This is a genomic window from Agrobacterium deltaense RV3 (assembly GCF_900013505.1).
GTDB lineage: Bacteria > Pseudomonadota > Alphaproteobacteria > Rhizobiales > Rhizobiaceae > Agrobacterium > Agrobacterium leguminum.
The window spans coordinates 209,794-234,779 of record NZ_LT009747.1 but is presented as its reverse complement, the minus strand read 5'-3'; the positions used below and the strand labels follow the sequence as shown (position 1 = coordinate 234,779).

Sequence of the window (24,986 nt, the reverse complement as noted above, 5' to 3'; positions counted from 1 at the left end):
CCTATTATCTCAGGCGGTGGGAGCTCGCTTGGAGGAGTTATGGAAAACAACACTAGAAAACCCCAGTCTGGGACCGCGTCTTCCGCGTTCAACGAGCTGCTCTTGGCCGAGCATGTTGCGAAGTCGTTCAACGGAGTCGCTGCCTTGAGGGACGGTTTCCTCAGCCTCAAACCAGGCACCGTGCACGCACTCTGCGGCGGCAACGGCGCAGGAAAGTCTACCTTCCTGAACATCGTCATGGGCCTTCTTCGTCGCGACAGCGGCTCGATCAAGGTAAAGGGTGAGACGGTGGATTTCCGATCTGCAAACGAGGCTCTGTCCAAAGGGATCGCAATCATCACGCAGGAGCTGTCACCGGTTCCCGAGATGACAGTCGCAGAGAACATTTACCTCGGACGCGAACCAAAACGGCTCGGGACTTTCATCAACTTTGCCGCGCTTGAGCGTAAGGCGCAGGATTTGCTCGACGACATCGGTTTCCCCGTCCGAGCCAACGCCCGAATGGCGTCGCTTAGTCTGGCTCAGACGCAGCTGGTCGAGATTGCCAAGGCGCTGAGCTACGACGCAGACATTGTCATCATGGACGAGCCGACGTCCGCCATCGGCGAGCACGAAGCGCACATCCTGTTCGATGCTATCCGTCGCCTCAAGGCGCGTGGTGCGGGCATCGTCTACGTCTCGCACAAGCTGTCGGAAATTTTTGAGATCGCTGACGAATACACCGTTTTCCGCGACGGCGCGTTTGTCGCGACCGGTCCGATGAGTGGCATTACAAGGCAAGAACTTGTCACGCAGATCGTCGGACGCGAGGTCAAATTCGTGGAGAAGGAGCGCCCAGGTGACGGCGCGCCCATCCTGCTCGAGGTCCGCAACCTCTCGAAGGGGAAGACCTTCAACGACATATCGCTTTCGGTCGCAGCTGGAGAGGTCGTAGGCATTTATGGCCTCCTTGGCTCGGGACGCACCGAATTTCTCGAAGCAGTTTACGGGATGGAAAAGCCAAGCTCCGGCGAGGTCATTCTGGATGGCAAGCCCGTTCCGAGAGGAAATCCACGTGAGTCCATCAAGATGGGCATGTCGATGGTCTCCGAAGATCGCAAGGATAGCGGCTTGGTCCTGTCGTCATCTATTGCGCACAACATCACCCTCTCCGCGCTGTCCCTGATGGCGGTTAGCGGTTTCGTGCAAAAGCAGAAAGAGAGCGAAGTCGTCTCTGAAATGATCCGCGTGCAGCGGATCAAGACGAGCTCTCCGGAAAGACACGTAGATACCCTGAGCGGTGGCAATCAGCAGAAGGTCGTATTCGCTCGATGCCTCACGACCAACCCAAGGCTGTTGATCTGCGATGAACCCACTCGCGGCATCGACGAGGGTTCGAAGCAGGAAATCTACGCGTTCCTGAGGGATTTCGCGACCAAGGGTCACGGCGTGCTCGTCGTCTCGTCAGAGGCCCCCGAAATTCTCCAGGTCAGCGACCGCATTGCCATCTTCAAGGCGGGCAAGATGGTCGACGTGGTCGACGGGCATGCAACAAGCCAGCAGACCCTTATGGAACTCGCTAGCTAACAGCTACGCGCTTTAGCCCTCCCTCGCGGATAACCGAGGCAGGCAGCGACGAGCGGCAAATCAGGATTCAGAAAATGAGCAACCTCACCAATACCCTGACGGGGTCATCACAAGGCGACAGCCGAAGCCGCAAGACCCAGGAGCTTGTGAAGCAATCCAGCATCATCCTTGTGTTCGTCTTCATCTGCGTGCTCTTCACGTTCTTGAATGAGTACTTCCTGACGTGGGGCAATTGGCTCAACCTTCTGCGCCAATCCAGCATCAATGGCATTCTCGCTATCGGCGTCACCTTCGTCATTCTGACCAAAGGCATCGACCTATCGGTGGGGTCAATCATGGCGTTGGCCGGTATGTTGGCCGCAAGCTTCGTGACCACGGGGAATGAACATTTTGTTGGCATCGCGGTCGCCGTCGCGCTTGGAACTGGCGCTCTGATGGGACTTGCCAATGGCGTGATTATCGCACGGATCAACGTCCCACCCTTCGTCGCCACACTCGGCATGTTGAGCATGGCGCGAGGGCTGACACTCATTTATTCTGATGGCCGTCCTACCGCAAACCTTTCGGCGGCGTTTCGCTGGATCGGTAGTGGTAACATCCTCGGCTTGCCCCTCCCAGTGATCATCTTCTTCGCGGTGTTTATCATCGGCTGGATCACGCTCACGAAGACGACCTTCGGACGTTATGTCTATGCGGTCGGCGGCAACGAGAAGGCTGCAAGGACGAGCGGTATCTCAACCCGCACCATTATCGCAGCGACCTACGTGATTTCGGGCCTGTTGGCGGGCCTTGGCGGCCTCGTATTGGCCGCCCGCACGACAGCCGCCCTGCCCCAGGCGGGAATTGGCTACGAGCTCGACGCTATCGCGGCAGTCGTCATTGGCGGCACGAGCCTTTCAGGCGGCCGCGGATCGCTCGTCGGCACCCTCTTTGGCGCGCTCATCATAGGCACTATTAACAACGGAATGGACCTCATGGGCGTGTCTTCTTACTACCAGCAGCTACTCAAGGGAGGCATCATAATCATAGCTGTTATCGCAGACCAGATCAGGAAGAACTAAGTGAAATAACTATTTTGTGGAGGAGAAACACATGAAAAGACGTCTATTCCTTGCAGCCCTGGCCGCCTCGACGGTGGTTCTGTCAGCGCATTATGCAGCCTCAGCAGACAAGGTTCGCATCGCCGCCCTCTCCTTTGGCGAGTCCGGCGAATACATGAAGGCCTGGTCTGAGGAGATTCAGAACCACCCAGCAGTGAAGTCCGGCGAAGTAGCGATCACCGTTTTCGATGGAAAGTACGATCCGCTTGTGCAGGACAACCAGATCGACACGGCGATAACCCAGCGGTTCGATGCCATCATCATGGCACCGTTCGATCTGGAAGCATCCGCACCGTCGATCGACAAGGCAGCTGAAGCTAAAATCCCTGTAATCGTCTCGGCTCTGAAAACCGCGTCGAAGAATTATACCTCGTCGATCATCGTCGACGACCGCGCCGGCGGCAAGATCATTGCTGAGGAGATGGCGAAGCGCCTTCCCAACGGTGGGAACCTCGTGTTGATGGAAGGTCCGATCGGACAATCCGCCCAGATCGAACGTCGCGCTGGTGTAGACGCGGGCATGGCCGAGCACACCAATCTGAAGCTTCTAATCGACAAGAGCGGCAACTGGAGTCGCGCCGAGGGCCAGGCCCTGATGGAAAATTGGATTTCGGCCTATCCGAACAAGATCAACGGTGTGCTCGCTGAAAATGACGAAATGGCGCTCGGGGCCATTGAGGCGATGAAGGCAGCGAACTTGGACCTGAGCAAGATTCCGGTTATCGCGATCGACGGCATCCCGGACGGCAAGCGTGCGGTCGCAAATGGCGAAATGGCCGTGACCCTCTACAAGTACGCCAAGGCTGAAGGCCAGGGCGCTGTCGACCTCGCGCTTCGCCAGGTCAGGGGCGCGGACTACAAGCCGCAGTCGGAAGTCTGGAAGGACCTGATGCAGTGGAAGGGCGGCATGGAGAAGGACTACACCGTTCCGTGGCTCGTGCTCGATAAGGACAACGTCAAGAAGTACCAATAATCAAGGTCTTCGGCAGGTCCGTATAATACGGACCTGCCATTTTGCAATGAGGTTTGAAATGAGTGTGCTTGAGAAGAGAAAAATCGGAAATACGGGTGTCGAGCTGACCTCCCTCGGCTTGGGGACATCCCCGCTCGGTGGGCTGGGGATCGATGTATCGTTTCAGCAATTCGAGTCCGTAGTTCTTAAAGCATATGAGCTCGGCGTCCGGTATTTCGATACAGCACCACTCTATGGTCTCGGGAAATCCGAACACAGCTTAGGCCATATCCTTCGAGTCAATGGCCTCATCGACAAAGTTCAGCTGAGCACCAAAGCGGGACGCATTCTCAAGCAGGAAAGACGTGCCAAGAGGGCTGAGAGCCTATACGCGATCAATTGGGTGAATTCGCTCCCTTACGTCGACGAGTATGATTATTCATACGACGGTATCATGCGCGCGTTCGAAGACAGCCAGCAGCGGTTGGGCGTGGACGGCGTCGACATCCTTTTCTTGCACGACGTCAGCAGCGAATGGCATCGCGATGACTACGATCGCTATCTCGGACAACTCCGGGGAAGTGGCTATCGTGCTTGTGACGAGTTGAGGAGTAGCGGTGCAGTCAAGGCTATTGGCTTGGGTGTCAACGAAACAGCTTCAGTTCTGCAGGTAGCCTCGGAATTCGATCTCGATTGCTCTATGGTCGCCGGGAGATACACGCTGCTGAACCACCAGCCATTGTACGACTTCTTCCCGGAAGTGGAGCGCCGCGGCATCTCGATAATCGCCGGCGGCATCTATAATTCCGGCGTACTGGCCGAGGGTAGCAAGGGCGATGCAGCCGTACGCACCTACGACTGCGTCACGGCCCCGCCGGAAATCCTAGCCCGTGTCGAAAAGCTCGAAGCGGTCTGCGCGGAGTTCGGCGTATCGCTTCCGACCGCGGCTACCCAGTTTGTCTACAACCATCCCGCCGTAACAGCCGTGGTCCAGGGCGCTCTCTCTCCCAAGCACGTTGAAAGCAACGTCGCGGCGATTTCCGAAAAAATCCCGCCAGCGTTCTGGACCGCCCTCAAGGATCGCGGCCTGATACCGGCTGAATCGATAACCGCAGCCCTCTCCGCTGCCTGAACTTGCAAGGTGATATAATGGCAAACTTGCCTCTCCGCCCCCTTGGGCAGACCAAAGTCAACGTGACATCGCTGGGCCTCGGTACCGTACCGCTGGCAGGCTTCAACGCCGACGTTTCCTACGAGGAATTCGAGAAGACCGTCCAGACCGCCTTCGACGCAGGCATCCGTTATTTCGATTGCGCTCCAATGTATGGTTTCGGCAAGGCCGAGCACTTCCTTGGACACGCGCTTCGTGTCAGAAAGCTTCGCGAGCAGGTTGTCGTCAGCACTAAGGTCGGACGCGTCCTCAAGCCGGCGAGCAAAACAAAACCACTTGAAACCGTGTATGGCATTGACTGGGTCGACCCCTTACCCTTCCTGGACACCTATGATTACACCTATGACGGTGTCATGCGTGCGTTTGAAGATAGCCAGCAGCGGCTGGGTCTCGACTACGTCGACGTCCTTCTCGTCCACGACGTCGGGACGGCGTGGCATGGCGACCAAAGCGAGTTTTACTGGAACCAACTCAGGGCATCCGGCTACAAGGCGCTAGACGAACTCCGGTCGAGCGGCAGCGTTTCCGCGATCGGCCTCGGCGTCAACGAGACGGCGTCGGTCGTACAGGTAGCCAAGGAATTCAAGATCGACTGCTCCCTGATCGCGGGCCGCTACACGCTCCTGAACCATGCACCGCTGCAGTCGGACTTTGACGAGCTTCTAAAGCGCAAGGTTTCCGTCATCGCAGGAGGCATCTTCAATTCCGGTGTTCTGGCATCGGGCACGAAGGGAGTCACCCCTACTTACGATTACGGAAAGGTGCCGGCCGAAGTTCTCGATCGTGTGAAGCGTATCGAAGCGGTTTGCGATCAGTTCGCAGTCAACCTGCCCGCTGCGGCGATGCAGTTCGTGTATGCGCACCCTGCCGTCGCGACGTTGGTCATGGGAGCAAAGAACCCACAGGAAGTCGCGACTAACACGAAGGCCATCCAGGCTAAGATTCCGTCGGAGTTCTGGGCCGCCCTTCGGGACTCCGGCGCTATTCCGGAAAACGCTCCTCTTCCGACTGGAGACGCCAAATGACCTATGGCAGCATGGAGGCATCCACCTCTTTTAGCTGCCAAGAAGTCGACGGATCAGTCGCTGACATTCGTTGGCGGCTGAAACGTCTGCTTGAGGACTACGCGGCGGTGCTGTCTCGCCTGTCCTTAGCCCATCTGAGCCAAAACGCAGACGGCATGCGTCTTCTGGAAAGTCAGCTGTTCGACACCGCGCGTCGAGACCTGGCCGAAAGCGATGACACCTTTTTCTGGCTGGCGAGCAAGAGCCTGGTGCACCACCCGGTCCGCCACATTGGCTTTGCCCGCGGTTTGTTAAAACGCGCCGTCGAAAAGATAGACGGAGCCGCCCGTGATCAAGTCGAGCCGCTCAGTCTGCTGAGGCTCGCCTCGGACGAACTGAAAGCGGCCTCGGTGTTAGCTGGTCATCCGTTGTTCGACACCAGCACATGCTGCGCAAATCACTTCCACCCCACACTGGAGCCTAAGAATGAGCGATCCTTCAATCTGGGTGCTTGAATACGCCCGTAGCCCCGTCCACCCGGTCAGCGCCGTGTTCTATGGGTCGCACAATCAGGGCACCATGAACCTGCCGTTCAGTTACGTCCTGATAAAAAGCGGCGACGTGGTCGCGCTTGTTGACGTAGGATACGACGAAAGCGACTTTGGTGGCACCATCGCGCAGTCCATCGGAGTGACGCACTACACGCCGCCACAGAAGGTTCTGTCGGAGTGCGGCGTCTCTCCGGATCAGATCACGCACATATTCGTCACCCATGGACACTTCGACCACATGGGCGGATTGCGTTTCTTCAAAAACGCGAAAGTCTTCATTCAGAAGAAAGAGCTCGAATCCTGGATGTGGATTCTCGCCAAGGGCCGTCGCTACCGAACGCTTGCTGCGGGACTGAATCCCGCGGACGTTCTCCACCTTGCTGAAATCAACCTCGAGGGACGCCTCACCCTTGTTGAGGGTGTCCTGGAGAACGCCGTACCCGGCATCGATCTCTATCCGGCTTTCAACACGCATACCGCGGGTTGCCAGTACGTTGTCGTGCGAAGCGACAAGGCAGGAAAACTGGTGCTCTCGGGCGACGTCATTTATACCTACAAAAACCTGATCGGAGGCGATCCCTCCGATCCATGCCTAGTGCCCCCGGGGTTGGCTAATGGAAGCCAGACGACGCTGATCGAATGCGCCGACGAGATGCTGGGACATGTCGACGGCAATCACGGTCAGATCATTCCGATGCACGAGGAACGGCTCGGCGAACTATTCCCGTCCCGCACGACAAGCTACGGGCTCAAGGTAGTAGAAGTGCTACTTGGCGCTAACGAACAAAGCCGCGTGGAATTCAGGTACTGACATGACAGTCTCCAACGACATCATAATGACCTACCTCATCGAGACCGACGGTAGTATTGATGACCTCGCGACGAAAATCGCAAGCGATCAGTCGACAGGCACGTTCGTCCCACTCCCGGGCGAGACGGTCGAACTCAAGGCACGGGTGGCGGCGAAAGTTCTGGAGATACGCGAGGTCGCACCAGCGACTGTCCCGTCGTTCCCTCAGGAGAAATCAGCTGGCACCGTCTACAAGAGAGCGGAAGTCGACATCGCATTTCCGTTCGAGGCGATCGGTTACGATCTGGCTGCGTTGATGACGATAGTGATCGGTGGCGTATACTCGATCCGTGGATTCACCGGGATCAGAGTAGTCGGCATGTCCTTGCCCGATGGGTTCACCAAAGCATACCCTGGACCTCAGTTCGGCGTTCGAGGAAGCCGCGCCCTCACCGAGGTCTTCGATAGACCTCTCATCGGTACGATTATCAAACCAGCGCTCGGTCTGCGACCGAATGAGACCGCCGAAATCGTCAAGGAGTTGATAGAGTCCGGAGTGGATTTCATAAAGGATGACGAGAAGCTCTGCAGCCCGCCTTACTCGTCTGTCGAGCAGCGGGTGAAGGCTATCATGCCGCTCATCAAAGACCATGAGCAGCGAACCGGGAAGAAGGTGATGTACGCATTCAATATCAATCACATCGACCTCGATGAGATGATGCGTAACCACGACATCGTGGCGGCCGAAGGTGGGAACGCGGCAGTCATTAATATCAATTCCATCGGACAGGGTGCGTTTCTTGCCCTGCGCAAGCGATCAAAACTTGCATTGCACGCCCACCGGAACGGCTGGGACATCTTGACCAGGCATCCTGGTCTTGGGATGAGCTTCTCGGTTTATCAGCAGTTCTGGCGTTTACTCGGTGTCGACCAATTCCAGATCAACGGCATCGGCTCCAAGTATTGGGAGCCGGACGACTCTTTCGTCGAATCCTTCCATAAGCTGACCGAAAACCATCCGGACGAGCTCGAGCACCCCATGCCGGTCGTCTGTTCGGGACAGTGGGGCGGCCAGGCTCCCGAGACGTATGCCCGTACCGGGCAGACCCTCGATCACCTCTATCTCTGTGGCGGGGGTGTCGTCAGCCATCCAGGTGGCCCTGCCGCGGGCGTGAGGGCTGTTCAGCAGGCTTGGCAGGCGACACGTGAGGGTGTCGCCTTGGACGAGTATGCGAAGACGCATCGGGAATTACGTGAAGCTTTGGACAAATTCGGGAAGGCTGGTGGTTAGATGGCAGTGACGTACCCCCAATAAATTAGGCCATTTAGAACTGGAATTTTCCACTTATGATCCCTGTTGGGAAGAAGAGGAGAATTCGATGAAGGCCTCGAAGTTTTCGGAAGCGCAGATCGCATTTGTTTTGAAGCAGGCAGAGGATGGCACGCCGATCGGCGAGGTCTGCCGCAAGGCAGGAATTTCGGACGCGACCTTTTACAATTGGCGCAAAAAATACGCGGGCTTGATGCCCTCGGAGAGCGGCTGCGACAGCTTGAGGAAGAGAATGCCAAGCTGAAGCGAATTGTTGCCGACATGTCGCTGGACAAGGCCATGAGGCCTGCCCGCAAGCGCAAGCTTGTCGACACGATCAAGGCGGACTGGAAGGTTTCGATCCGGCGTGCATGCTCGGTGCTGAAAGTCGACCGGTCGCTCTATGTCTACAAGTCCAGGCGTGGCGAGCAGGCCGAGCTGAAGCTGAAGATCAAGGATATCTGCCAGACGCGGGTACGCTACGGCTACAGGCGTGTGCATATCCTTATCAAGCGTGAAGGCTGGCCCGTGAACCCGAAGCGAATCTATCGTCTTTACAAGGAGATGGACCTCCAGCTCCGCAACAAGGTTCCCAAGCGCCGGGTCAAGGCGAAGCTGCGGGCTGACCGCACGGAGCCGACCCATTCCAACCATGTCTGGGCGATGGATTTCGTTCATGACCGACTGGCCACTGGTCGCAAGATCAGGTTTCTGACGGTCGTCGACACTTACTCGCGCTTCTCGCCGGCGGTCGATGCCCGCTTCAGTTACAAGGGGGAGGATTCAGACACTGGAGCGGGTCTGCCGGCAGGTCGGATATCCGACGACCATTCGCGTCGATAGCGTCCTATGTGGGCAAGCAAAACGGGAACAGGCCAACAGGTCTCCGTGCATCAGCAACTACCGATGCATCCATAAGATTGCTCCAGATGGTTTCCACCGTCAATGGGATCGTTCCCTGCCATAGCAAACACAGGATCCATCGGCATGTCACACCGTGGTCCTCACCGTCCTTAAGATGGGATACGTGCCCAGGTGGAAGGCCCGAACATTATCTACAGGGTCGCAATCGCGCCCTCACGGCACTTGCAGAGAGGGGTCCTTCCACCTGGTCTCCGGTCGTTCAACGAACGGCCGGTATTCTGTCTGTGTCTTGATGACCGCGTGAGCGACGCGTGCCATCTTGGCAGTAAGAGCTGTCATCGCCTTACGTCTGCGATCTGGATCATTGGCGTTGCCAGCCATGTATCTTCCAAGCTTGTCGCGGAAGCTGTTATCACGTTGGCGGGATGCGACTTGGGCGGCCATCCAGAAAGTCCGGCGGAGGCGAGCGTTTCCGTACTTCGATAATTTGGTCCGGCCTCGGGAGGTGCCCGACTGCGAGGTCGCAAGATCGAGGCCGCAAAACTTCCAAAACTGCCGATGGTGCCGGAAACGGCGCAAGTCACCTGCTTCCGCCAAAATGGTCAAAGCGTTAATGGGTCCTATCCCGGGGATCTTGCACAGGAGCCGATAGTCCTGATGGTCTGCCAGCAGCGACTGAGCGATTGCTCGATGCGGTTGCGTTCACGGATCAGGCTTCGCCCCTGGCCAATAATCATGCGGAACATGCTGATCGCGGCGGCCTCTTCGGCTATAGGCAGTGCTACCGATGAGCAGGCTGTCTCGAAGATATCATTGATTAATCGTGCTTTTGAGACTTTACGGCCAACGAGCGACCACGCTTCCGCAACAAACGCCTCGCGTCCGAGTGAAGTGATGCTGGTTGGTGTCGGGAAGCGTTCGATCAAAGCCAAAAACCAGTCCGACCGGCTATTGCCAGCAAAGTGGGCGATCTCGGGAAAATAGAGTGGCAGGTAGTGGTTCAGGATGCGGTGCCAGGTCTGGGTCTTGGCTTTGGAGATGACTTCGTGCGTCTTCGACAGTTCCTGCAAATCGTTGATGCCAGCTTCAAGTGGATCTACGTAAACCTGGGTGGCACCGATCCGCAGCATGTGCAGGATAACCTGCGCATCTTTCGGATCGTTCTTGTCCCAGCCGTTATGCAGTGCCTCCCGCGTTCTGGCCAAAGCAACTGAAGAGATCAGGCGCAACTGGAAACCTGCCACAAGCAGCTTATGCGCTAGGGTACGATGATAATTGCCGGTCGCTTCAAAGCCGACGACGATTGGTCGTGCCATGGAAACGAGTTCCGCGACCAGACGGTCATAGTCATCCTTGGTGGCCATAACCGTCATACGACGGCGCCGGCCACCCTCAGGCCGCTCGATAAGGACTTCCTGACGGTGCTTCGACATATCGATCGCTACCAGCACGCCGCTTGTGGGAGTAGAAAGATATTTGGTCATGGCTTGTCGCCTCCAAAGCGTTGTCTCGACAACTTCACTTTAGAGACCTGTCGGTCGGCCATGACCACCCAGTACGGCGCGCTGCGCTACGCGTGGCTTCGCGCGCCGTCGGCAATGTCAGAGCAAGATTCCCGATGTGCTATGGCAGTGAATTTATCTCCCGGGACCTTGACCTCTGGGCTTACCACAAGGGTGTCGTGCTCGACTTCTCGCGGCCTGGCAAGCCGACGGACAACAGCTACATCGAGAGTTTCAATGGCAAGTTCCGCGCCGAGTGCCTGAACGCTCACTGGTTCATGACCCTTGACGACGCGCGGGCAAAGATGGAGGATTGGCGTAGACTATAACGAGTTCCGGCCACACAGCGCCATCGGCAACAAGGTGCCGATTTCGCTCATGAACGGCTCATCGGCACCAACGCCGACATGAGCCATAACCCCGGAAAAATCCAGCTCCCGCTGGCCCAAATTCGGGGAGCACGTCAAAAAACCGCTGGAGCGAACTAAAACTGGATAAAACTTGGGGGCAAGGTCACCGTGCGCAAAAAGGAAAGCCACCGCTTTTGACACCCTCAAAGGACGGCGAATGCGATGGCCTTGTCGTCGCAGTGTCGTGCCAGCAGCACCTCGGCGTATTCTGCTACTTTTCTTCGCCGATCTTTTTTGCCGTTTTGGGGTCGAACGGGAAGAGAAGTCCAGCAGCGAGGAATCCGCCATCGACGTTCAGCGTATGACCCGTGATATAACGAGCCTCGTCACTTGCTAGGAACACTGCTGCATCAGCAATTTCCGACGGCTCGCCGTAACGGCGCTGCGGAACCAGCCTGTGGTACGCGTCACGCGTTTCCAGCGTGTGCATGGTTTTGGAGACTTCGGTCAGGATCGGGCCCGGTGCGATCGCGTTGACGTTGATGCCGTAGTCGGCGAGTTCGACAGCCATAACTTTGTTCAGAAGTTCTACACCCGCCTTCGAAGCACCATAGGCAGAGCGACCGACACCGCCCTTTTGGCCTGACAGCGAAGCGATGTTGATGATCTTGCCGCTCTTCTGGTCTGTCATCTTCCTGGCGACGGCCTGCGACATGATGAACGTGCCAGTCAGATTGATCCGAACAACTCGTTCAAACTCTTCACGCGAGCTCTCAAGGAACAGCGTGGTCGCGCCGATGCCGGCGTTATTGACCAGAATGTCGATCTTTCCAAAGCTTTCAAGGGCGCTCGACACGACCTTTTCGACGTCTGCGTCCGATGAAATGTCGCCGGCTACAGCAATTGCCGACGATCCAATCTCTTTCGCTGCGCTGACCGCGGCCGCTTCGTCACGATCGCAAATGACAACCTGGGCTCCTTCCTTCGCGAAAGCGATCGCAATGGCGTGACCGATCCCACGAGCGGCACCCGTCACAATGGCTGTTTTTCCTGAAAGTCGCATGATTTCCTCCCAATCTTTGAGAACACAAGATCATAGGTATGATGTATGACCTTGACCCGTTATGTGCTCCCTTCTAATGTGCTGTCAAGAGGCGGCTTAGAGCCGATTTCAGTCGAAGGCCCTTTGGAGGAGAAACAGATGAACATGAGGAAGCCCCTGGTGGGCTTTTATGGCGATGACTTCACGGGATCGTCGGAGAACCTGGCGCAGTTCCATCGGAACGGCTTGCGAACACGCCTTTACCTGAGAGTCCCGGAGATCGAGGTGCTGAAGACGGCGGCGGAAACGCTTGATGTGGTGGGCTTTGCTGGAACCGCGCGAGCGCTTGACCCGGTCGCCATGCGAGCCGAAGTGGAGCCGGCTTTCAACGCGCTAAAGGCTCTCGGCTGCAATTTCCTTCAGTTCAAGATTTGCTCGACGTTCGACTCAGCGCCTGCGATTGGAAACTTCGGTCTAGCCGCGGAACAGTTCACCGACGGTGGGCGGGCGTACGATATCGCGGTGTTGGCCGCCACTCCGGACTTTGGTCGCTATACGGCGTTCGGAAGTCACTTCGCTCGTTTCGGAAACGACGTCGTCAGGCTCGACCGGCACCCGAGCATGTCGAACCATCCGCGGACGCCGATGAAAGAGTCCGACCTCAAGGAACACCTGGCAAGCCTATGTTCTCTCAAATTCGGGAACATCTTCGTGCCGGAAATTCGGGACCCCAGAGTTCTCAAGGCTCGGATTGCGGAATTGTTCGCTACCAAGATAGGTGCAATTTTCGACGGCGTGGAGAACGACGACCTGCAGTTGGTCGTGGCGGAGTTGTGGGCTCACAGTCGACAGAAGCCTATGTTTGCGCTCGCTGCCCAAGGTCTCGCGCAGCTGCTTGGGAAACATCTCGCTGCCGAAATGCAGACGGGTGACCTGCAGACAGTGCATACAGAAGTCGCGCCTGCATCCAACCTCCTTGTCCTCTCCGGCAGCTGCGCGATCCAGACAGGTAAACAGATCGACGTTGCATCTCAAGCTGGCTGGGCGACCATCAAACTCGATCCATCGAAACTCGTCGACCAGCGTGCGATCGAAAGCATCATTGATTCAGTTCTCCCGAAGGTGTCCGAGCAATTGTCCAGCGGTCGACCGACCATCGTCTACACCGCTCGCGGTGACGCCATGGCCCGAGACTCGTTCGAGGATATTCCTGCTGATCAGATAGGCGACACTTATGCGCGGCTCATGGTGCGGGTGCGGAAAGCGACGTCCGTTCCTCGCGTCGTACTCGCAGGGGGAGATAGCTCCAGCTATACGGTCCGTTCCAGCGGGGCGGAGGCGCTTACCATCAAAGTGTTCGACGAAGTCCAGCACGGCCATTTGTGCGAGCTGATCGGCGGCGATGGCGGGCTGGACGGCCTCGAAATCTTGCTGAAGGGCGGCCAGATCGGCAAGGACGATTATTTCCTGCGCGTGCTCAGCGGCACGAAGCACTGACGTTATTGGAGGCATTGATGAAGAAGTTCATTCTCGAGGGGCGCATCAACGAATACGCGATGCGCGACCAAAACAAGCATGTTCCCTGGACGTCCGATGAGATCGCGGAGACGGCGGCACGTATCCGCGAAGAAGGCGCAGCAATCCTTCACTTCCACGCACGCACCGTGGACGGCAAGCCGCTGAACACGTTCGAAGCTTATGAAGAGATCATCACGAAGGTTCGAGCCAAATCGGACATTCTGATCCTGCCTACGCTGGGATTCATTTCGAACGACTCGGACGCGAAGGCCCGCATCGACACCGTCGTAAGGCTGGCTGGTACACCTGGGTGTAAGCCCGATATCGCACCGATCGATACCGGGACCGCTAACCTCGAAATTTACGATCCAACCACGAAGCAGGTATCTTTCGTCGACCGGGTCTATCAAAATACGACCGACAGCCTCCTCCATTACGCCCGGGAGCTCAAGCGGGTGAACGTAAAACCGAAGATGGTCTCTTGGTCGGTCGGATTTACCCGGCGTGCCCTGATGTTGATGGAAATGGGTATCATTGACGAACCGGGCTACATGCTCTTCCACCTGACCGACGGCCAGGTCATTACGGGGCACCCTGCGACTATCGAAGGGCTTAAGGCGCATCTGGCGTTCCTGCCGGCCGACCGACACATCGAGTGGACGGTCAACGCCCTTGGTGGAAACCTATTTGCGATGACCGACACCGTCGCTCGACTGGGCGGTCACATGGCAATCGGGATCGGCGACTACCCCTACCCCGAGCTGTCGCACCCAACGAACGAAGAGCTGATCCGCGAAACGGTCAAGGTCATCAAGTCGTCAGGCCGCGAGATGGCGACGCCTGATGATGTTCGGGAAATGTTGAGCCTTAATTAGAAGCACCGACGGCATCCCGCCCTCGTGCCGGGATGCCCACCTTTTCGGAAGTCTCTCGCGCTGAATCAGCGGCTTCAGAGAGCTCGCATCTCGATGAGGGTCGGCCAAATGCCCTCGCAAGTTGTCGCCACGTCGAACTGAGTGGCCGTCGCCTCCAATGACGAAACCACGATCCCACGTACCGTCGACCACGTATCGGCGAGCTTCCGAACCATTTCACTGACGCTCATTAGCCGTTCCGTCACGGGCACGCCGCGCGCCCATTGAAAGACATAGATTGTGTTTTTCAGCTCTAAACCAAGACGATGTGCGCCTTCAAGGATGAGGTCGCTGCCGTTTCCGGCGGACCATTTGCGGTTGGCGATAGCGCAGCTAGAACGATGTTTTCAAAATCCATCCCTAGTAGCTGCCGGCCTTAGACCTTACCGATGACGTCCGGCAACTGGTTTCGAGAACCGTCATCTTCGAAAAGCGCGTCCGGCGTGACGTGAAGATCGAGATTGGCCGCAAAGCTTTTGATCGCTTCATCACTAACGCTGCCAAGTCGACGACCGTCAGAGCGAAGGTCGCCAGCGGCCGCTAATTTATTTCCTTCATCGCAGCCGAGACGTTGAGAAGACACTCAGATGGGTCCCGAACCGCCAGCTTGTGGTCCTCGCCTATCCAGCCTGCAGCAGTGAGCTGGACCATAACGTCGCGACGTTTCGAGGAGACAAACGACGTGGGAACACGGCATCAGTGACGGCACGCATTCCCGGGAGTTTGTCGATTGTAGCGGGTGTCGTCCTGTCGAAGGGCGTCTTGAGGAATTCCGGCGCTCCAGCCGAACCATAAACATGCGCAACCAGCGCAGAACAGACGATGCCTGTGTCGGCCACCGCGGCGAGCCGTGGCGGCAACACAGAGAGAGCGGCGGCATCGAGCTTGGAGTAATCTCGTCCCACCTCAATCTGAGCCAACCTCGCCGCATGTGCTGCAACATCGGCGTCCGGATGCCGCAAAACACGAACGCGCGCGATATCATGAGGGAAACAGCGAGATAACAAGAGCGTACTCACACCAGCGTCGATAGCATTGATGAATGTCGGCGGAGCCAAGCAAATCAGTGCGTGACTAAAACGTCCAGACGTCATGCTCGTGATGATTTTCGATGCCGCCGCGCCTTTCAAACTGGTGCCGACAGCATTGAGCGTCAGCATAATGTCGCCTAGCCTCAGGTTGGCGACTTCAGGCAGAAACACGTCCGATGGCGACCATGGTGAGCAGGATTCATCGAACCGTGCAATTCCATTCACTTCTATCGTGGCGCTGAATGCTCTATCTTTAGTTCATCAAAAAAGCGCCTACGCAACCTGCTTGCAATAACGCGTCGCGGAAATCTCTCGACGCGAACGAGTACGTTTGGAGTTCACATGTCCGCCGTTCCAGCCTCAACCAGTTCAGGAAACAAAAGTGTCACCCTTCCCCAGCTCGCTTTGGCTATCGGCGGCCTCATACTCGGGACGGGTGAATTCACGACGATGGGCCTGCTTCCCGATATCGCCAATGCGGTGTCGGTGTCCGTTCCTGAGGCTGGCAACTTCATCAGCGCCTACGCCCTCGGTGTTGTCGTCGGCTCCCCGGTCCTTGCGGTAGCGATGGCGCGGATGGATCGGCGCAAGCTGCTGATGATCATCACAATGATCATGTTCGCGAGCAACGGGGCAACCGCCCTTGCCTCTCAGTATTGGTCGGTTTCGCTCGCCCGCTTCCTCGCTGGCCTGCCGCATGGTGCCTACTACGGCACCGCATCCATCGTTGCCGCCTCCATCGTTCCACGAGAGCTGCGCGCCCAGTCGATCGGCCGGGTGATGCTCGGACTTGCCGCCGCCAATTTCATCGGCGTCCCGGTAGCGACCGCGCTGGGGCAGTATCTCGGATGGCGCGCGACGTTCGTTACCGTTTCCCTGGCAAGCGCGCTTGTTACCCCGCTGATCTGGGCAATGGTCCCGAGCGTCGAAGCCGACCCCGAGACGTCACCGGGTAGAGAACTCGCGGGCCTGATGCGTCTGCAGGTTTGGTTGACACTTGGCACAGCCGCGATCGGCTTCGGTGGCATGTTCGCAGTCTACAGCTACATCACGCCCGCGATCACGGAACTGGCGCTCCAACCCGAGGCCTACGTGCCCGCATACTTGGCCCTCTGGGGCTTCGGAATGGTTCTGGGCAGCCAGATCGGGAGCTTTTTCACAGACAAGTGGCAGAGCGGCACAATCGTGGTCCTATTGATCTGGAACATCATGTTCCTTGGTCTTTTCGCCTTCACGGCCTCCAACCCGATCGCGTCAGCCGCAACACTGTTCTTCATCGGCATCGGCTTCGGTCTCGTCCCGGCCCTCCAGGCGCGTCTAATGGACGTCGCGCCGAAAGCCCAGTCCCTCGCCGCAGCGATGAACCATTCGGCCTTCAATCTGTCGAATGCTATCGGAGCCTGGACCGGAGGTCTCGCCATTGCCGCCGGCTACGGGTGGGCATCGACGGGCCTGGTTGCCGCAGGGCTGGCGCTGCTCGGCCTTCTCTTTTTCGTCGTGGCGCTCGTCTCCGAGAAGCTGCGCAACCCTGCATGACGCCCTGCGTCGTCTCTATTGGAGTGAAAAGATGACAAAGAGAATGAACAACGTGCTCGCCGCTGGCCGGGTAGCCGTTATCACGGGAGCCGCCAAAGGCATCGGGGAAGCATTGGCGCAGGCCTTGTCGAAGCGCGGCATGGAACTCGCCCTCTTCGACAGCGATGGCGAAGCGCTCGAAGAGCTTGCGAAGTCCCTCAAGAGAAAGCCGCTGTTGGTCGTCGGCGACGTCACCAGCGTCACTGACCTTTGCAGGTTGCGGGACGAGACGGTGGATCGGTTCGGCGACATCGCGCTTCTCGTGAACAACGCGGGCATCTCAGCTGGCGCAGGCCCATGGGGCGACCCGGAGGCATGGAGACGTCAACTAGACGTGAATTTCGGCGGCATCCTGTCGGCGCAGCACCTCTTCGTTCCCCAACTGCTGTCAGCGGATCAACCGTCCGCGATCGTTAACCTCGGCTCAAAGGAGGGTATTACCACCCCTCCGGGGAACGCCGCATACTCGGTAGCCAAGGCGGCTGTGAAGGTGCTGACTGAGCAGCTCTCGCATGAGCTCTTGAAGGAAACGAACGGGCGCGTCTCCGCGCACCTGCTTGTCCCCGGTTACACCTGGACCCCCATGAACGCCGCCCATAAGCCTGAAGGCTCGGCAAAACCAGACGAGGCATGGACGTCGGCCGAACTCGTGGACTACTTCCTTGATCGCTTGCTCAAGGACGATTTCTACATCATTTGCCCGGACAACGTCGTTACAACCGAGATGGACGCGAAACGCATTCGGTGGTCGACGAGCGACATGATCGAAAACCGTCCCGCTCTGTCGCGATGGCATCCGGATTGGATGGATCGGTTTGCGGAGTGGATGCGGAGCTGAAGCAGCTCGCGCCCGATAGTTTGAAGGATATCAGACCCGGCCTAGTGCCGGGTATTTTCCTATCCGTGTTGACTGACGAGCTTTTGAAGGGCAACTCTCTACGAGAGGATTCATAACAATTGAGGAACCTGCCGATGGCGTCCCAGCCCCGTGCCGCTCGATCTGTCCAGAAAGACGTCGACGACGTAACTGTTTTGACGGGGGAGAAGGTTAGCCAGGCGGAACGCGCCTACATCGAGCTCAAGCGACTAATTCTCGACAATGAGCTGCCGGCAGGCTCGCATCTCCTCGAGGCCGAAGCTAGCGAGCGCCTCGGCATGAGCCGCACGCCCACCCGCGAGGCGATGCTGCGTCTGCAGACGGAAGGGCTCGTCGAAATTCGATCCCGGCACGGAATGCGGGTCCTGCCTCTTTCGTCACGAGACGTCCGCGAGATGTACGAGATTCTGACCGGGTTGGAATCAATCGCGGCATACGCGGTGGCCAAGCGCGGTGTCTCCGACGCGGAGTTGAAGAACCTTCGCGCGGCCATCGACGCAATGGACGCCGCTCTCGCCATCGACGATCTGACGGCTTGGGCAAAGGCAGACGAGCGGTTTCATGCTCAACTGGTTTCTCTTAGCGAAAACCAGAGGCTGATCGCCGTAGTGAACCAGTTCGTTGAACAGGCCCACCGCGCGCGGATGCTGACGTTGAAACTCAGGCCGAAACCCTTGCAATCGAACCGCGATCACGAGGCACTTATCGACGCCCTCGTTCAAAAGGACTCCGAGAAAGCCAGGCAAATTCATCACGATCACCGAGAACGTGCGAAGCAGACGATCATCGAATTGCTTGAGCGCTTGGGATTCTAAGGATAGCCCCAGTCCTGGGAGCTTTTCGGCATAGTGGGTTTCGTCCTTCCGTTTGCGGAGCGTGATGCGAGGGATCGGCTTACCGATAGATGCTCGGGTCGTCGTGGTATAACGCTGGTGTCATCAGGCACCGCTCCCGGTCGGAACAGGAATCGTGATACCCGACATTGTCAAACTGATCGACATATCCCTCTAAGGACCGTGCGAGGATGAACGTTCTACTTTTGAGCGACCTTCCGAACGGATCGCCGGCATTCAGCACGGCCACGATTGGTTGTGGAAATTCCATTATCCGCGCCAAAATCGTCCCGGCCGTCTGGCTGACGGTCAGGTCTATTGCGAAGCCGTCTTTGGAAACATAGACACCATTACCGATTGTCCCAGTCGCCGTGCCTGAGGATGTGACCGTTGTAGAACCTGTACGGGTATTGATGACATATATACCGTCAATGCCGGTGATACTGCCGTCCCAGAAACGATTGCCGACACGTTGCTGCAAGGTTGGCAGTCTGTTCAGACCCAGCAATGCTCGGGGGGGTATGCCTCGTAGGTCGGAACACCGGCCTGATAAAGCGGAGCAGTCGGCGTCGGATTCGACACGGTCAATTGCGAACGCAAATACCAGTTGCCATCATTCGGTGACGAAGTGCCCCCCTGATAAAGCTGATAGGCGTAGGCGCCTGCAACGACCACCTGCCTGTCGCCGACCGTGTAGTCGCCAATGAGCGAGAAAACACCGTTGGAAGCACCATTCAATTCGATGATACGGATATCCTCGATCACAGAACGGATTTCGTCATCCAGATGTCCAGTCACTACGACCACGTTGTCACAGGCTGACCCACTCGCCGCTAGAACTGATCTCCGAATGAGCGGGATGCCATCGAATGTTGCCAACAGCTTGTGCGAGCCACCGGCGCGAGTCGATCTCCCTGCAGCAAGGACGAGCACGGCAATGGTGAGACGTCCGCTGGTTTGATCACCCCGCGTATATTCATGCATACGTGGCCAGTCTGGAAGCGGCGACATCGGCCAGGACTGACAATGCCAGCGACGTTGTATCCCTGGTCGGTCCGAACAATCCGATCGGCGCCTTGATGCGTTCTATCTCAGCTTTCGAAAACCCCGCGTGCCGCAGACGCTCCACACGCTTCCGATGGGTGCGCGTGCTTCCAAGCGCGCCAATGTAAAAAGCCTTCGAACACAGTGCACGTCTCAGGATCCGCTCCTCCGCGTCAAGATCGTGGTGCAGAAGCGCGATGGCGGTGAATGGGTCGATCGCTGGATAAGGGCCATCGCATGTTTCGCCGTTGCCCAAGACTGTCACGTCGTGTCCCGCCGCCTCCGCGATTCTTGCGACCACCAGTGCCTCGGCACCATGACCAGACACCACGATTCTGGTCCTCGGGCGGTAAACTGTCTCGAACCGTCCACACATCCAACGCGCCCGTGAAGGTGGTTCCATGCTGGCAACTGTCTGGCTGTTCGGGCAATACCGCAGTGCGGCAGGCCGACGATGTCGTACTTCGTTTATAACACCTTCCAGCGCCTTGACGTCGCGCAGCACGTGAATGGCAACCGTGATCCGCCCTCCGCAAGGAAGAACGATATCGAAGAACGGCGAGCCATCGCCATAGACCACGGTCCGGTCGCGGCCTTCAGCCATAGCCAGGATCGCTTCCGAGGCGACCGCCGCTTCTACGCATCCGCCGGAAACATAACCGCAGAAGCTACCATTTGCTGCCACAGCGACGTGCGCCCCAAGAGCGCGGGCGGCCCCTCCCCGGATTTCGACGAGCGTTGCGAGCGCTGCCCCGCCGTGCCGAAATGAGGCGATCGCGAACTCCAGGATGTCCAAAGGATCGTCGGTAGTCGACGATCTCCTCGGAACCCGCATTTCCGTCGTATCCAGCATCACGTTCATAGACCTTATTCCTGTCAAAGCCAGCCTGACGCCGAGCATGGTTACGCAAGGTCAGGCAAGCCGCCGATCAGCTTGTCCAAGGTCATTGGATAGTTCCGGAGGCGGATACCCGTCGCATTGTGGATCGCGTTCGCGATCGCTGCCGAGACGCCGCATAGTCCGAGTTCGCCAATGCCCTTCGCCTTCATCGGCGAGGAAATCGGATCGGTCTCATCCATAAACACGACGTCCTGGTGCGGGATGTCGGCATGCACCGGCACCTCGTAGCTAGCCAGGTCATGGTTGACGAAGAACCCCCGACGGGTATCAACCGCAAGTTCCTCCGACAACGCCAGACCAGCACCCATCGTCATCGCACCTATCACCTGGCTGCGCGCCGTGATCGGATTAAGGATGCGGCCGGCGGCACATACCGCAAGCATGCGGCGGATTCGACTCTCGCCCGTAGCCGCATCGACGCCCACCTCCACGAAATGCGCTCCGAAGGTCGACTGCTGATGGCTGTCCGAAAGCTTCTCCCACTCGACCTTGTCCTCGGCCACCAGTCCTTCGGCGCCCGCCGCTTCGGCAAGAGGAACCGAGCGCGAACCGGAGAGGACCCGCCCGCCCTCGAAGACGACGTCCTGTTCATTGAACCCGAGTTTCTGGACAATAGCGTCCCGAAGCTTGACACAGGCTGCATAGACGCCAGAAGTAGAACAGTTCGCGCCGAACTGTCCGCCAGAGCCTGCGGATACGGGAAAACGAGAATCTCCAAGCTGGACCGCGACCTTGCCGATCGGTAGCCCCATCATTTCCGCAGCGGTTTGGGCTATGATCGTGTAGCTGCCGGTTCCGATATCGGTCATGTCGGTCTCGACGGTGACGATCCCTTCCCTGTCCAGACGCACGCGTGCACCCGATGGGACCAGGAGGTTGTTGCGGAATGCGGCCGCCACACCGAAACCGATCATCCAGTTGCCTTCGCGACGAGAACCAGGACGAGCTCGTCCATGCCAGCCGAAACGTTCCGCTCCAAGCTTGAGACAACCGACGAAATCGCGATGCGAAAACGGGCGCTCTGGCTTCTCCGGATCCACCTGCGTGTCGTTGAGGATACGGAACTGCACCGGATCAATGCCGAGCTTTTCGGCCATTTCGTCGATGGCGATCTCGAGCGCCATCAGTCCCGGCGCCTCGCCGGGCGCGCGCATGGCGTTGCCCTCGGGAAGGTGCAGCGTCGCCAGCCGCATCGCCGTCATGCGGTTCTTGCCCGCATAAAGAAGCCGCGTCTGCATGGCAGCCGTTTCAAGCTGGCCATCGGGTTGGTCGCCGGACCAGCTTTCATGGGCGATTGCTGTTATTTTTCCATCGCGAGCCGCACCAATGCGAATGCGCTGGATCGTCGCTGGACGATGCGTCGTGTTGTTGACGAGGAACGGCCTCGGTAGCGCGACCTTTACGGGCTGCTTTGCTGCCTTCGCACCGAACGCGGCCAGAACCGCGTCGACGCGCAGGAACAGCTTGCCACCGAAGCCGCCGCCGATGAACGGCGACATGAGGTGGATTTTCTCCTTGTCGACACCAAGCGTCGTTGCGAGGTCGGACCGCCACCAGTCGATCATCTGGCTGGACGTCCACACCGTCAGCTTATCACCGTCCCAGGCAGCTATGGATGCGTGCGGCTCCATCATCGAATGCGACTGATCCGGGGTCGTGTAGGTCTCGTCCAACGTCACTTGGGCGGACTTGAACGCACCTTCGAAATCTCCAACGGCGGTATCTGGTGGAGCACCGCCTGCGTCTTTCGGCTTTACCGCCGAATCCCTCGCATCGGCGAGATCATACGTACCCTGCTCTTGCGTGTAATCGACCTTCACGAGACCTGCTGCCGCTCGGGCCTGTTCGAAGGTCTCGGCGACGATCACAGCGATTGCCTGGTGGTAATGCTGGATCTCATCACCACCGAAGAGTTTGGCAGTATTGAACTTGCCTTTTTCGCGTTTGCCGACATCAAGTGTCGTCACCACAGCAAGTACGCCCGGCGCGCGTTTGGCAGCATCGACATTCATCGAGATGATGCGGCCCCTGGCGATGGTCGATCCCACGGGATAACCGTAGGCGTAAGGCATGTTCGGATCATGCCACTCATAGGCGTACATCGCCCGCCCAGTCGTCTTGAGCTCGCCGTCGATGCGGTGGATAGGCTGGCCGACTATCTTCAGCTGGTCGATCGGATTGGTGGTTGCTGGTGTATCGAACTTCATGGCGATCATCCTCTCGCTTCGGCGATCACGGCGCCGAGTGTGCGCTCAACGAGATCGATCTTGAACTTGTTCTGCTCGGTAGGATGAGCGTCGGCGAGGAGAGCCTTCGCTGCGACCTTTACTCCCCTGGCGAGTTCTGCGTCGGCAGCTTCGAGGCGCCACGGCTTGTGAGCGACGCCACCAACTGCCACCCGCCCCGTGCCGTCCGGCTGAATGACTGCACCGACAGAGACCAGGGCAAACGCGTAGGAAGCGCGGTCGCGGACCTTGCGATAGATATGCTTTCCTCCGATCGCCGGCGGTAGCACCACTGCGGTAATGAACTCGCCCTTCTCCAGGACCGTTTCGATTTCGGGCGTATCGCCGGGCAAGCGATAGAAGTCGGCGATCTGGATTGTTCGGCGGCTGCCATCCGGCTTTACGGTCTCGACGAGCGCATCGAGTGCGCGCATGGCGATCGCCATGTCGCTCGGATGCGTTGCGATACAGGCGTCGCTCACCCCCACCACGGCGTGCTGGCGACTGAAGCCGCCGATGGCGGAACAGCCACTTCCCGGCGAGCGCTTGTTGCAGGGCTGTGCGGTGTCATAGAAATATGGACAGCGTGTGCGCTGCAAGAGGTTACCTGCGGTCGTCGCCTTGTTGCGAAGCTGGCCCGAAGCGCCAGCGAGCAAGGCGCGTGACAGGAGCCCATAGTCGCGCCTGACGGTTAGGTCGGCGGCAAGGTCGGTGTTGCGAACCAGCGCTCCAATGCGCAGTCCACCCTCAGACGTCTTTTCTATCGTGTCGAGCCCGAGACCATTCACGTCGATCAGATGTGACGGCGTCTCGATCTCGAGCTTCATCAGGTCGAGAAGATTGGTGCCACCGGCAATAAACTTTGCCTCGGAGTTCGAGGCGGCCGCCTTGGTTGCAGCCTCAATAGATGGGGCCTTTTCGTAGGTGAAGGCTTTCATGCTTTTGTCCCCGCGACTTCGACGATGGCCTCGACGATGTTGGAATAGGCGCCGCAACGACAGATGTTGCCGCTCATCCGCTCGCGAATTTCCGCTTCGCTGATCGAGGTCTGCGCATTGAGATCTCCGGTGACGTGGCTCGGGATGTTCGCCCTGATCTCCTCGAGCACCGCCACGGAGGAACAGATTTGCCCTGGCGTACAGTAGCCACACTGGAAGCCGTCATACTTGACGAACGCAGCCTGCATCGCGTGCAGATTGCCGGGTTGTCCGAGACCCTCGATCGTCGTCACTTCGTCGCCGTCGTGCATCACGGCCAGCGAAAGGCACGAGTTGATGCGGCGTCCACCGACCATCACCGTGCACGCCCCACACTGACCGTGATCGCACCCCTTCTTGGTGCCGGTCAGGTGAAGATGCTCGCGCAGAGCGTCGAGAAGGGTCGTCCGATTATCAACCTCTAGGTCGCGGATTTGCCCGTTGACCTTCAGCGATACGCTTGACGTGTGATTCATGGTTTCTCCTGCGGACTGGGCTGCCGTTGCCCTGGTGACAGTGGTGGCAGCGACGGTGGCGGCAGAAGAGATAAGTAAATTCCGGCGTGAAAGTTCAAATTGACTGGTGCCTGGCATGATCAGTTCCACTTCATCGGTTGGAGAAACCAAAGGTCTCGTATCACCGGAGCGAGATCGCGGATCACTATAAACGGATGATCGGGAGTGGGAGTTCCCCAATAGATCTTCTAGACAGGGCGCCTAAATCAGCTACCGGTTGGGACTTACGTCCCTTCCTGCGGCGCTTTGTGGGGAATCCCAGGTCGGTTGCTATGCCATTCAAGATACGCCTGACGTCGCGTAGCAGCACTGTGATCTGTTCCTGCCGCAAGACAAAGTCGCATAGCCGCCAAAATCATCAATCAGGTTTGGGAA

20 protein-coding genes and 5 pseudogenes are annotated in these 24,986 nt (G+C 58.0%); 15 read left to right on the top strand and 10 right to left on the bottom strand.

The genetic code is table 11. The annotated features are described in order from the left end of the window. Window positions 1–39 precede the first annotated feature (39 nt). The 9 genes and pseudogenes from AGR7B_RS24840 to AGR7B_RS24800 all read left to right on the top strand — a co-directional run. Window positions 40–1,566, top strand: coding sequence for a sugar ABC transporter ATP-binding protein (locus AGR7B_RS24840; protein ID WP_080858385.1), 1,527 nt, complete (start codon window positions 40–42; stop codon window positions 1,564–1,566). A 74-nt stretch (window positions 1,567–1,640) separates the two neighbouring features. Next, window positions 1,641–2,627, top strand: coding sequence for an ABC transporter permease (locus AGR7B_RS24835; protein ID WP_080858384.1), 987 nt, complete (start codon window positions 1,641–1,643; stop codon window positions 2,625–2,627). Between the two features lie 31 nt (window positions 2,628–2,658). After that, window positions 2,659–3,639 (top strand): substrate-binding domain-containing protein, encoded by a 981-nt coding sequence (locus AGR7B_RS24830; protein WP_080858383.1) that lies wholly within the window; start codon window positions 2,659–2,661, stop codon window positions 3,637–3,639. A gap of 58 nt (window positions 3,640–3,697) precedes the next feature. Continuing rightward, window positions 3,698–4,750, top strand: a complete 1,053-nt coding sequence (locus AGR7B_RS24825; protein ID WP_080858382.1) for an aldo/keto reductase — start codon at window positions 3,698–3,700, stop codon at window positions 4,748–4,750. A gap of 17 nt (window positions 4,751–4,767) precedes the next feature. Next, a complete protein-coding gene (locus AGR7B_RS24820; protein ID WP_080858381.1) occupies window positions 4,768–5,814 on the top strand; it encodes an aldo/keto reductase in 1,047 nt (348 codons plus the stop codon). Then, window positions 5,811–6,308 (top strand): hypothetical protein, encoded by a 498-nt coding sequence (locus AGR7B_RS24815; RefSeq protein ID WP_080858380.1) that lies wholly within the window; start codon window positions 5,811–5,813, stop codon window positions 6,306–6,308. The genes AGR7B_RS24820 and AGR7B_RS24815 overlap by 4 nt, the downstream gene beginning before the upstream one ends. Next, window positions 6,280–7,155 carry an N-acyl homoserine lactonase family protein gene (locus AGR7B_RS24810; RefSeq protein ID WP_080858379.1) on the top strand — a complete coding sequence of 292 codons (876 nt, stop codon included), beginning with the start codon at window positions 6,280–6,282 and terminating at the stop codon, window positions 7,153–7,155. The genes AGR7B_RS24815 and AGR7B_RS24810 overlap by 29 nt, the downstream gene beginning before the upstream one ends. A 1-nt stretch (window position 7,156) precedes the next feature. Further along, the gene (gene oiaX / locus AGR7B_RS24805; protein WP_080858378.1) at window positions 7,157–8,425 is read left to right on the top strand and encodes a 3-oxo-isoapionate-4-phosphate decarboxylase OiaX; all 1,269 of its coding nucleotides are present in this window, start codon (window positions 7,157–7,159) and stop codon (window positions 8,423–8,425) included. 88 nt (window positions 8,426–8,513) lie between these two features. After that, window positions 8,514–9,284 (top strand): annotated as a pseudogene (locus AGR7B_RS24800) (transposase); the annotation flags it as partial. A 214-nt stretch (window positions 9,285–9,498) separates the two neighbouring features. Here AGR7B_RS24800 and AGR7B_RS24795 read toward each other — a convergent pair. Continuing rightward, window positions 9,499–10,791: pseudogene (locus AGR7B_RS24795) on the bottom strand (IS110 family RNA-guided transposase). A 143-nt stretch (window positions 10,792–10,934) separates the two neighbouring features. Here AGR7B_RS24795 and AGR7B_RS25755 point away from each other — a divergent pair. Further along, window positions 10,935–11,220 (top strand): annotated as a pseudogene (locus AGR7B_RS25755) (integrase core domain-containing protein); the annotation flags it as partial. 210 nt (window positions 11,221–11,430) lie between these two features. Here AGR7B_RS25755 and AGR7B_RS24785 read toward each other — a convergent pair. Next, window positions 11,431–12,222: an SDR family NAD(P)-dependent oxidoreductase gene (locus AGR7B_RS24785; protein ID WP_080858377.1), complete on the bottom strand. Its 792-nt coding sequence runs from the start codon at window positions 12,220–12,222 to the stop codon at window positions 11,431–11,433. Window positions 12,223–12,360: 138 nt separating this feature from the next. On the opposite strand from AGR7B_RS24785, the gene AGR7B_RS24780 reads away from it, so the two are divergent. Further along, on the top strand, window positions 12,361–13,698 hold the full coding sequence (locus tag AGR7B_RS24780) for a four-carbon acid sugar kinase family protein (protein WP_080858482.1): 1,338 nt from the start codon (window positions 12,361–12,363) through the stop codon (window positions 13,696–13,698). A 17-nt stretch (window positions 13,699–13,715) separates the two neighbouring features. After that, window positions 13,716–14,594: a beta-keto acid cleavage family enzyme gene (locus AGR7B_RS24775; protein WP_121490465.1), complete on the top strand. Its 879-nt coding sequence runs from the start codon at window positions 13,716–13,718 to the stop codon at window positions 14,592–14,594. Between the two features lie 415 nt (window positions 14,595–15,009). On the opposite strand, the gene AGR7B_RS26070 is transcribed toward AGR7B_RS24775, so the two are convergent. After that, complete coding sequence (locus AGR7B_RS26070) at window positions 15,010–15,216, bottom strand: hypothetical protein (protein ID WP_162934271.1); 207 nt, start codon at window positions 15,214–15,216, stop codon at window positions 15,010–15,012. Window positions 15,217–15,253: 37 nt separating this feature from the next. Continuing rightward, window positions 15,254–15,793 (bottom strand): hypothetical protein, encoded by a 540-nt coding sequence (locus tag AGR7B_RS24770; protein WP_080858376.1) that lies wholly within the window; start codon window positions 15,791–15,793, stop codon window positions 15,254–15,256. A gap of 213 nt (window positions 15,794–16,006) precedes the next feature. Here AGR7B_RS24770 and AGR7B_RS24765 point away from each other — a divergent pair, with 213 nt between their 5' ends. The 3 genes from AGR7B_RS24765 (at window position 16,007) to AGR7B_RS24755 (ending at window position 18,931) form a co-directional block, all read left to right on the top strand. Then, complete coding sequence (locus AGR7B_RS24765) at window positions 16,007–17,200, top strand: MFS transporter (RefSeq protein WP_080858375.1); 1,194 nt, start codon at window positions 16,007–16,009, stop codon at window positions 17,198–17,200. Between the two features lie 31 nt (window positions 17,201–17,231). Next, the gene (locus AGR7B_RS24760) at window positions 17,232–18,077 is read left to right on the top strand and encodes an SDR family NAD(P)-dependent oxidoreductase (protein ID WP_080858374.1); all 846 of its coding nucleotides are present in this window, start codon (window positions 17,232–17,234) and stop codon (window positions 18,075–18,077) included. A gap of 134 nt (window positions 18,078–18,211) precedes the next feature. Beyond that, the gene (locus AGR7B_RS24755; RefSeq protein WP_080858373.1) at window positions 18,212–18,931 is read left to right on the top strand and encodes a GntR family transcriptional regulator; all 720 of its coding nucleotides are present in this window, start codon (window positions 18,212–18,214) and stop codon (window positions 18,929–18,931) included. A 469-nt stretch (window positions 18,932–19,400) separates the two neighbouring features. Here the strand turns inward: AGR7B_RS24755 and AGR7B_RS26385 are convergent. The 6 genes and pseudogenes from AGR7B_RS26385 to paoA form a co-directional block, all read right to left on the bottom strand. Continuing rightward, window positions 19,401–19,711, bottom strand: a pseudogene (locus AGR7B_RS26385) (autotransporter outer membrane beta-barrel domain-containing protein); the annotation flags it as partial. Window positions 19,712–19,759: 48 nt separating this feature from the next. Then, window positions 19,760–19,933 (bottom strand): annotated as a pseudogene (locus tag AGR7B_RS26380) (NTP transferase domain-containing protein); the annotation flags it as partial. Then, a complete protein-coding gene (locus AGR7B_RS24745) occupies window positions 19,926–20,855 on the bottom strand; it encodes an XdhC family protein (protein WP_080858480.1) in 930 nt (309 codons plus the stop codon). The pseudogene AGR7B_RS26380 and the gene AGR7B_RS24745, both read right to left, overlap by 8 nt. A 41-nt stretch (window positions 20,856–20,896) precedes the next feature. Continuing rightward, window positions 20,897–23,101: an aldehyde oxidoreductase molybdenum-binding subunit PaoC gene (paoC, locus tag AGR7B_RS24740; protein WP_080858479.1), complete on the bottom strand. Its 2,205-nt coding sequence runs from the start codon at window positions 23,099–23,101 to the stop codon at window positions 20,897–20,899. Window positions 23,102–23,106: 5 nt separating this feature from the next. After that, window positions 23,107–24,057, bottom strand: a complete 951-nt coding sequence (locus tag AGR7B_RS24735; protein WP_080858372.1) for an FAD binding domain-containing protein — start codon at window positions 24,055–24,057, stop codon at window positions 23,107–23,109. Continuing rightward, window positions 24,054–24,701, bottom strand: a complete 648-nt coding sequence (gene paoA, locus AGR7B_RS24730; RefSeq protein WP_080858371.1) for an aldehyde dehydrogenase iron-sulfur subunit PaoA — start codon at window positions 24,699–24,701, stop codon at window positions 24,054–24,056. Before paoA ends, AGR7B_RS24735 begins: the two co-directional genes overlap by 4 nt. Between the last annotated feature and the right edge of the window lie 285 nt (window positions 24,702–24,986).

Coding starts and splice junctions, on each gene's coding strand:
- AGR7B_RS24840 (WP_080858385.1), top strand. CDS start 40: ATGGAAAACAACACTAGAAAACCCCAGTCTGGGACCGCGTCTTCCGCG.
- AGR7B_RS24835 (WP_080858384.1), top strand. CDS start 1,641: ATGAGCAACCTCACCAATACCCTGACGGGGTCATCACAAGGCGACAGC.
- AGR7B_RS24830 (WP_080858383.1), top strand. CDS start 2,659: ATGAAAAGACGTCTATTCCTTGCAGCCCTGGCCGCCTCGACGGTGGTT.
- AGR7B_RS24825 (WP_080858382.1), top strand. CDS start 3,698: ATGAGTGTGCTTGAGAAGAGAAAAATCGGAAATACGGGTGTCGAGCTG.
- AGR7B_RS24820 (WP_080858381.1), top strand. CDS start 4,768: ATGGCAAACTTGCCTCTCCGCCCCCTTGGGCAGACCAAAGTCAACGTG.
- AGR7B_RS24815 (WP_080858380.1), top strand. CDS start 5,811: ATGACCTATGGCAGCATGGAGGCATCCACCTCTTTTAGCTGCCAAGAA.
- AGR7B_RS24810 (WP_080858379.1), top strand. CDS start 6,280: ATGAGCGATCCTTCAATCTGGGTGCTTGAATACGCCCGTAGCCCCGTC.
- oiaX (WP_080858378.1), top strand. CDS start 7,157: ATGACAGTCTCCAACGACATCATAATGACCTACCTCATCGAGACCGAC.
- AGR7B_RS24785 (WP_080858377.1), bottom strand. CDS start 12,222: ATGCGACTTTCAGGAAAAACAGCCATTGTGACGGGTGCCGCTCGTGGG.
- AGR7B_RS24780 (WP_080858482.1), top strand. CDS start 12,361: ATGAACATGAGGAAGCCCCTGGTGGGCTTTTATGGCGATGACTTCACG.
- AGR7B_RS24775 (WP_121490465.1), top strand. CDS start 13,716: ATGAAGAAGTTCATTCTCGAGGGGCGCATCAACGAATACGCGATGCGC.
- AGR7B_RS24770 (WP_080858376.1), bottom strand. CDS start 15,793: ATGCTGACGCTCAATGCTGTCGGCACCAGTTTGAAAGGCGCGGCGGCA.
- AGR7B_RS24765 (WP_080858375.1), top strand. CDS start 16,007: ATGTCCGCCGTTCCAGCCTCAACCAGTTCAGGAAACAAAAGTGTCACC.
- AGR7B_RS24760 (WP_080858374.1), top strand. CDS start 17,232: ATGACAAAGAGAATGAACAACGTGCTCGCCGCTGGCCGGGTAGCCGTT.
- AGR7B_RS24755 (WP_080858373.1), top strand. CDS start 18,212: ATGGCGTCCCAGCCCCGTGCCGCTCGATCTGTCCAGAAAGACGTCGAC.
- AGR7B_RS24745 (WP_080858480.1), bottom strand. CDS start 20,855: ATGAACGTGATGCTGGATACGACGGAAATGCGGGTTCCGAGGAGATCG.
- paoC (WP_080858479.1), bottom strand. CDS start 23,101: ATGAAGTTCGATACACCAGCAACCACCAATCCGATCGACCAGCTGAAG.
- AGR7B_RS24735 (WP_080858372.1), bottom strand. CDS start 24,057: ATGAAAGCCTTCACCTACGAAAAGGCCCCATCTATTGAGGCTGCAACC.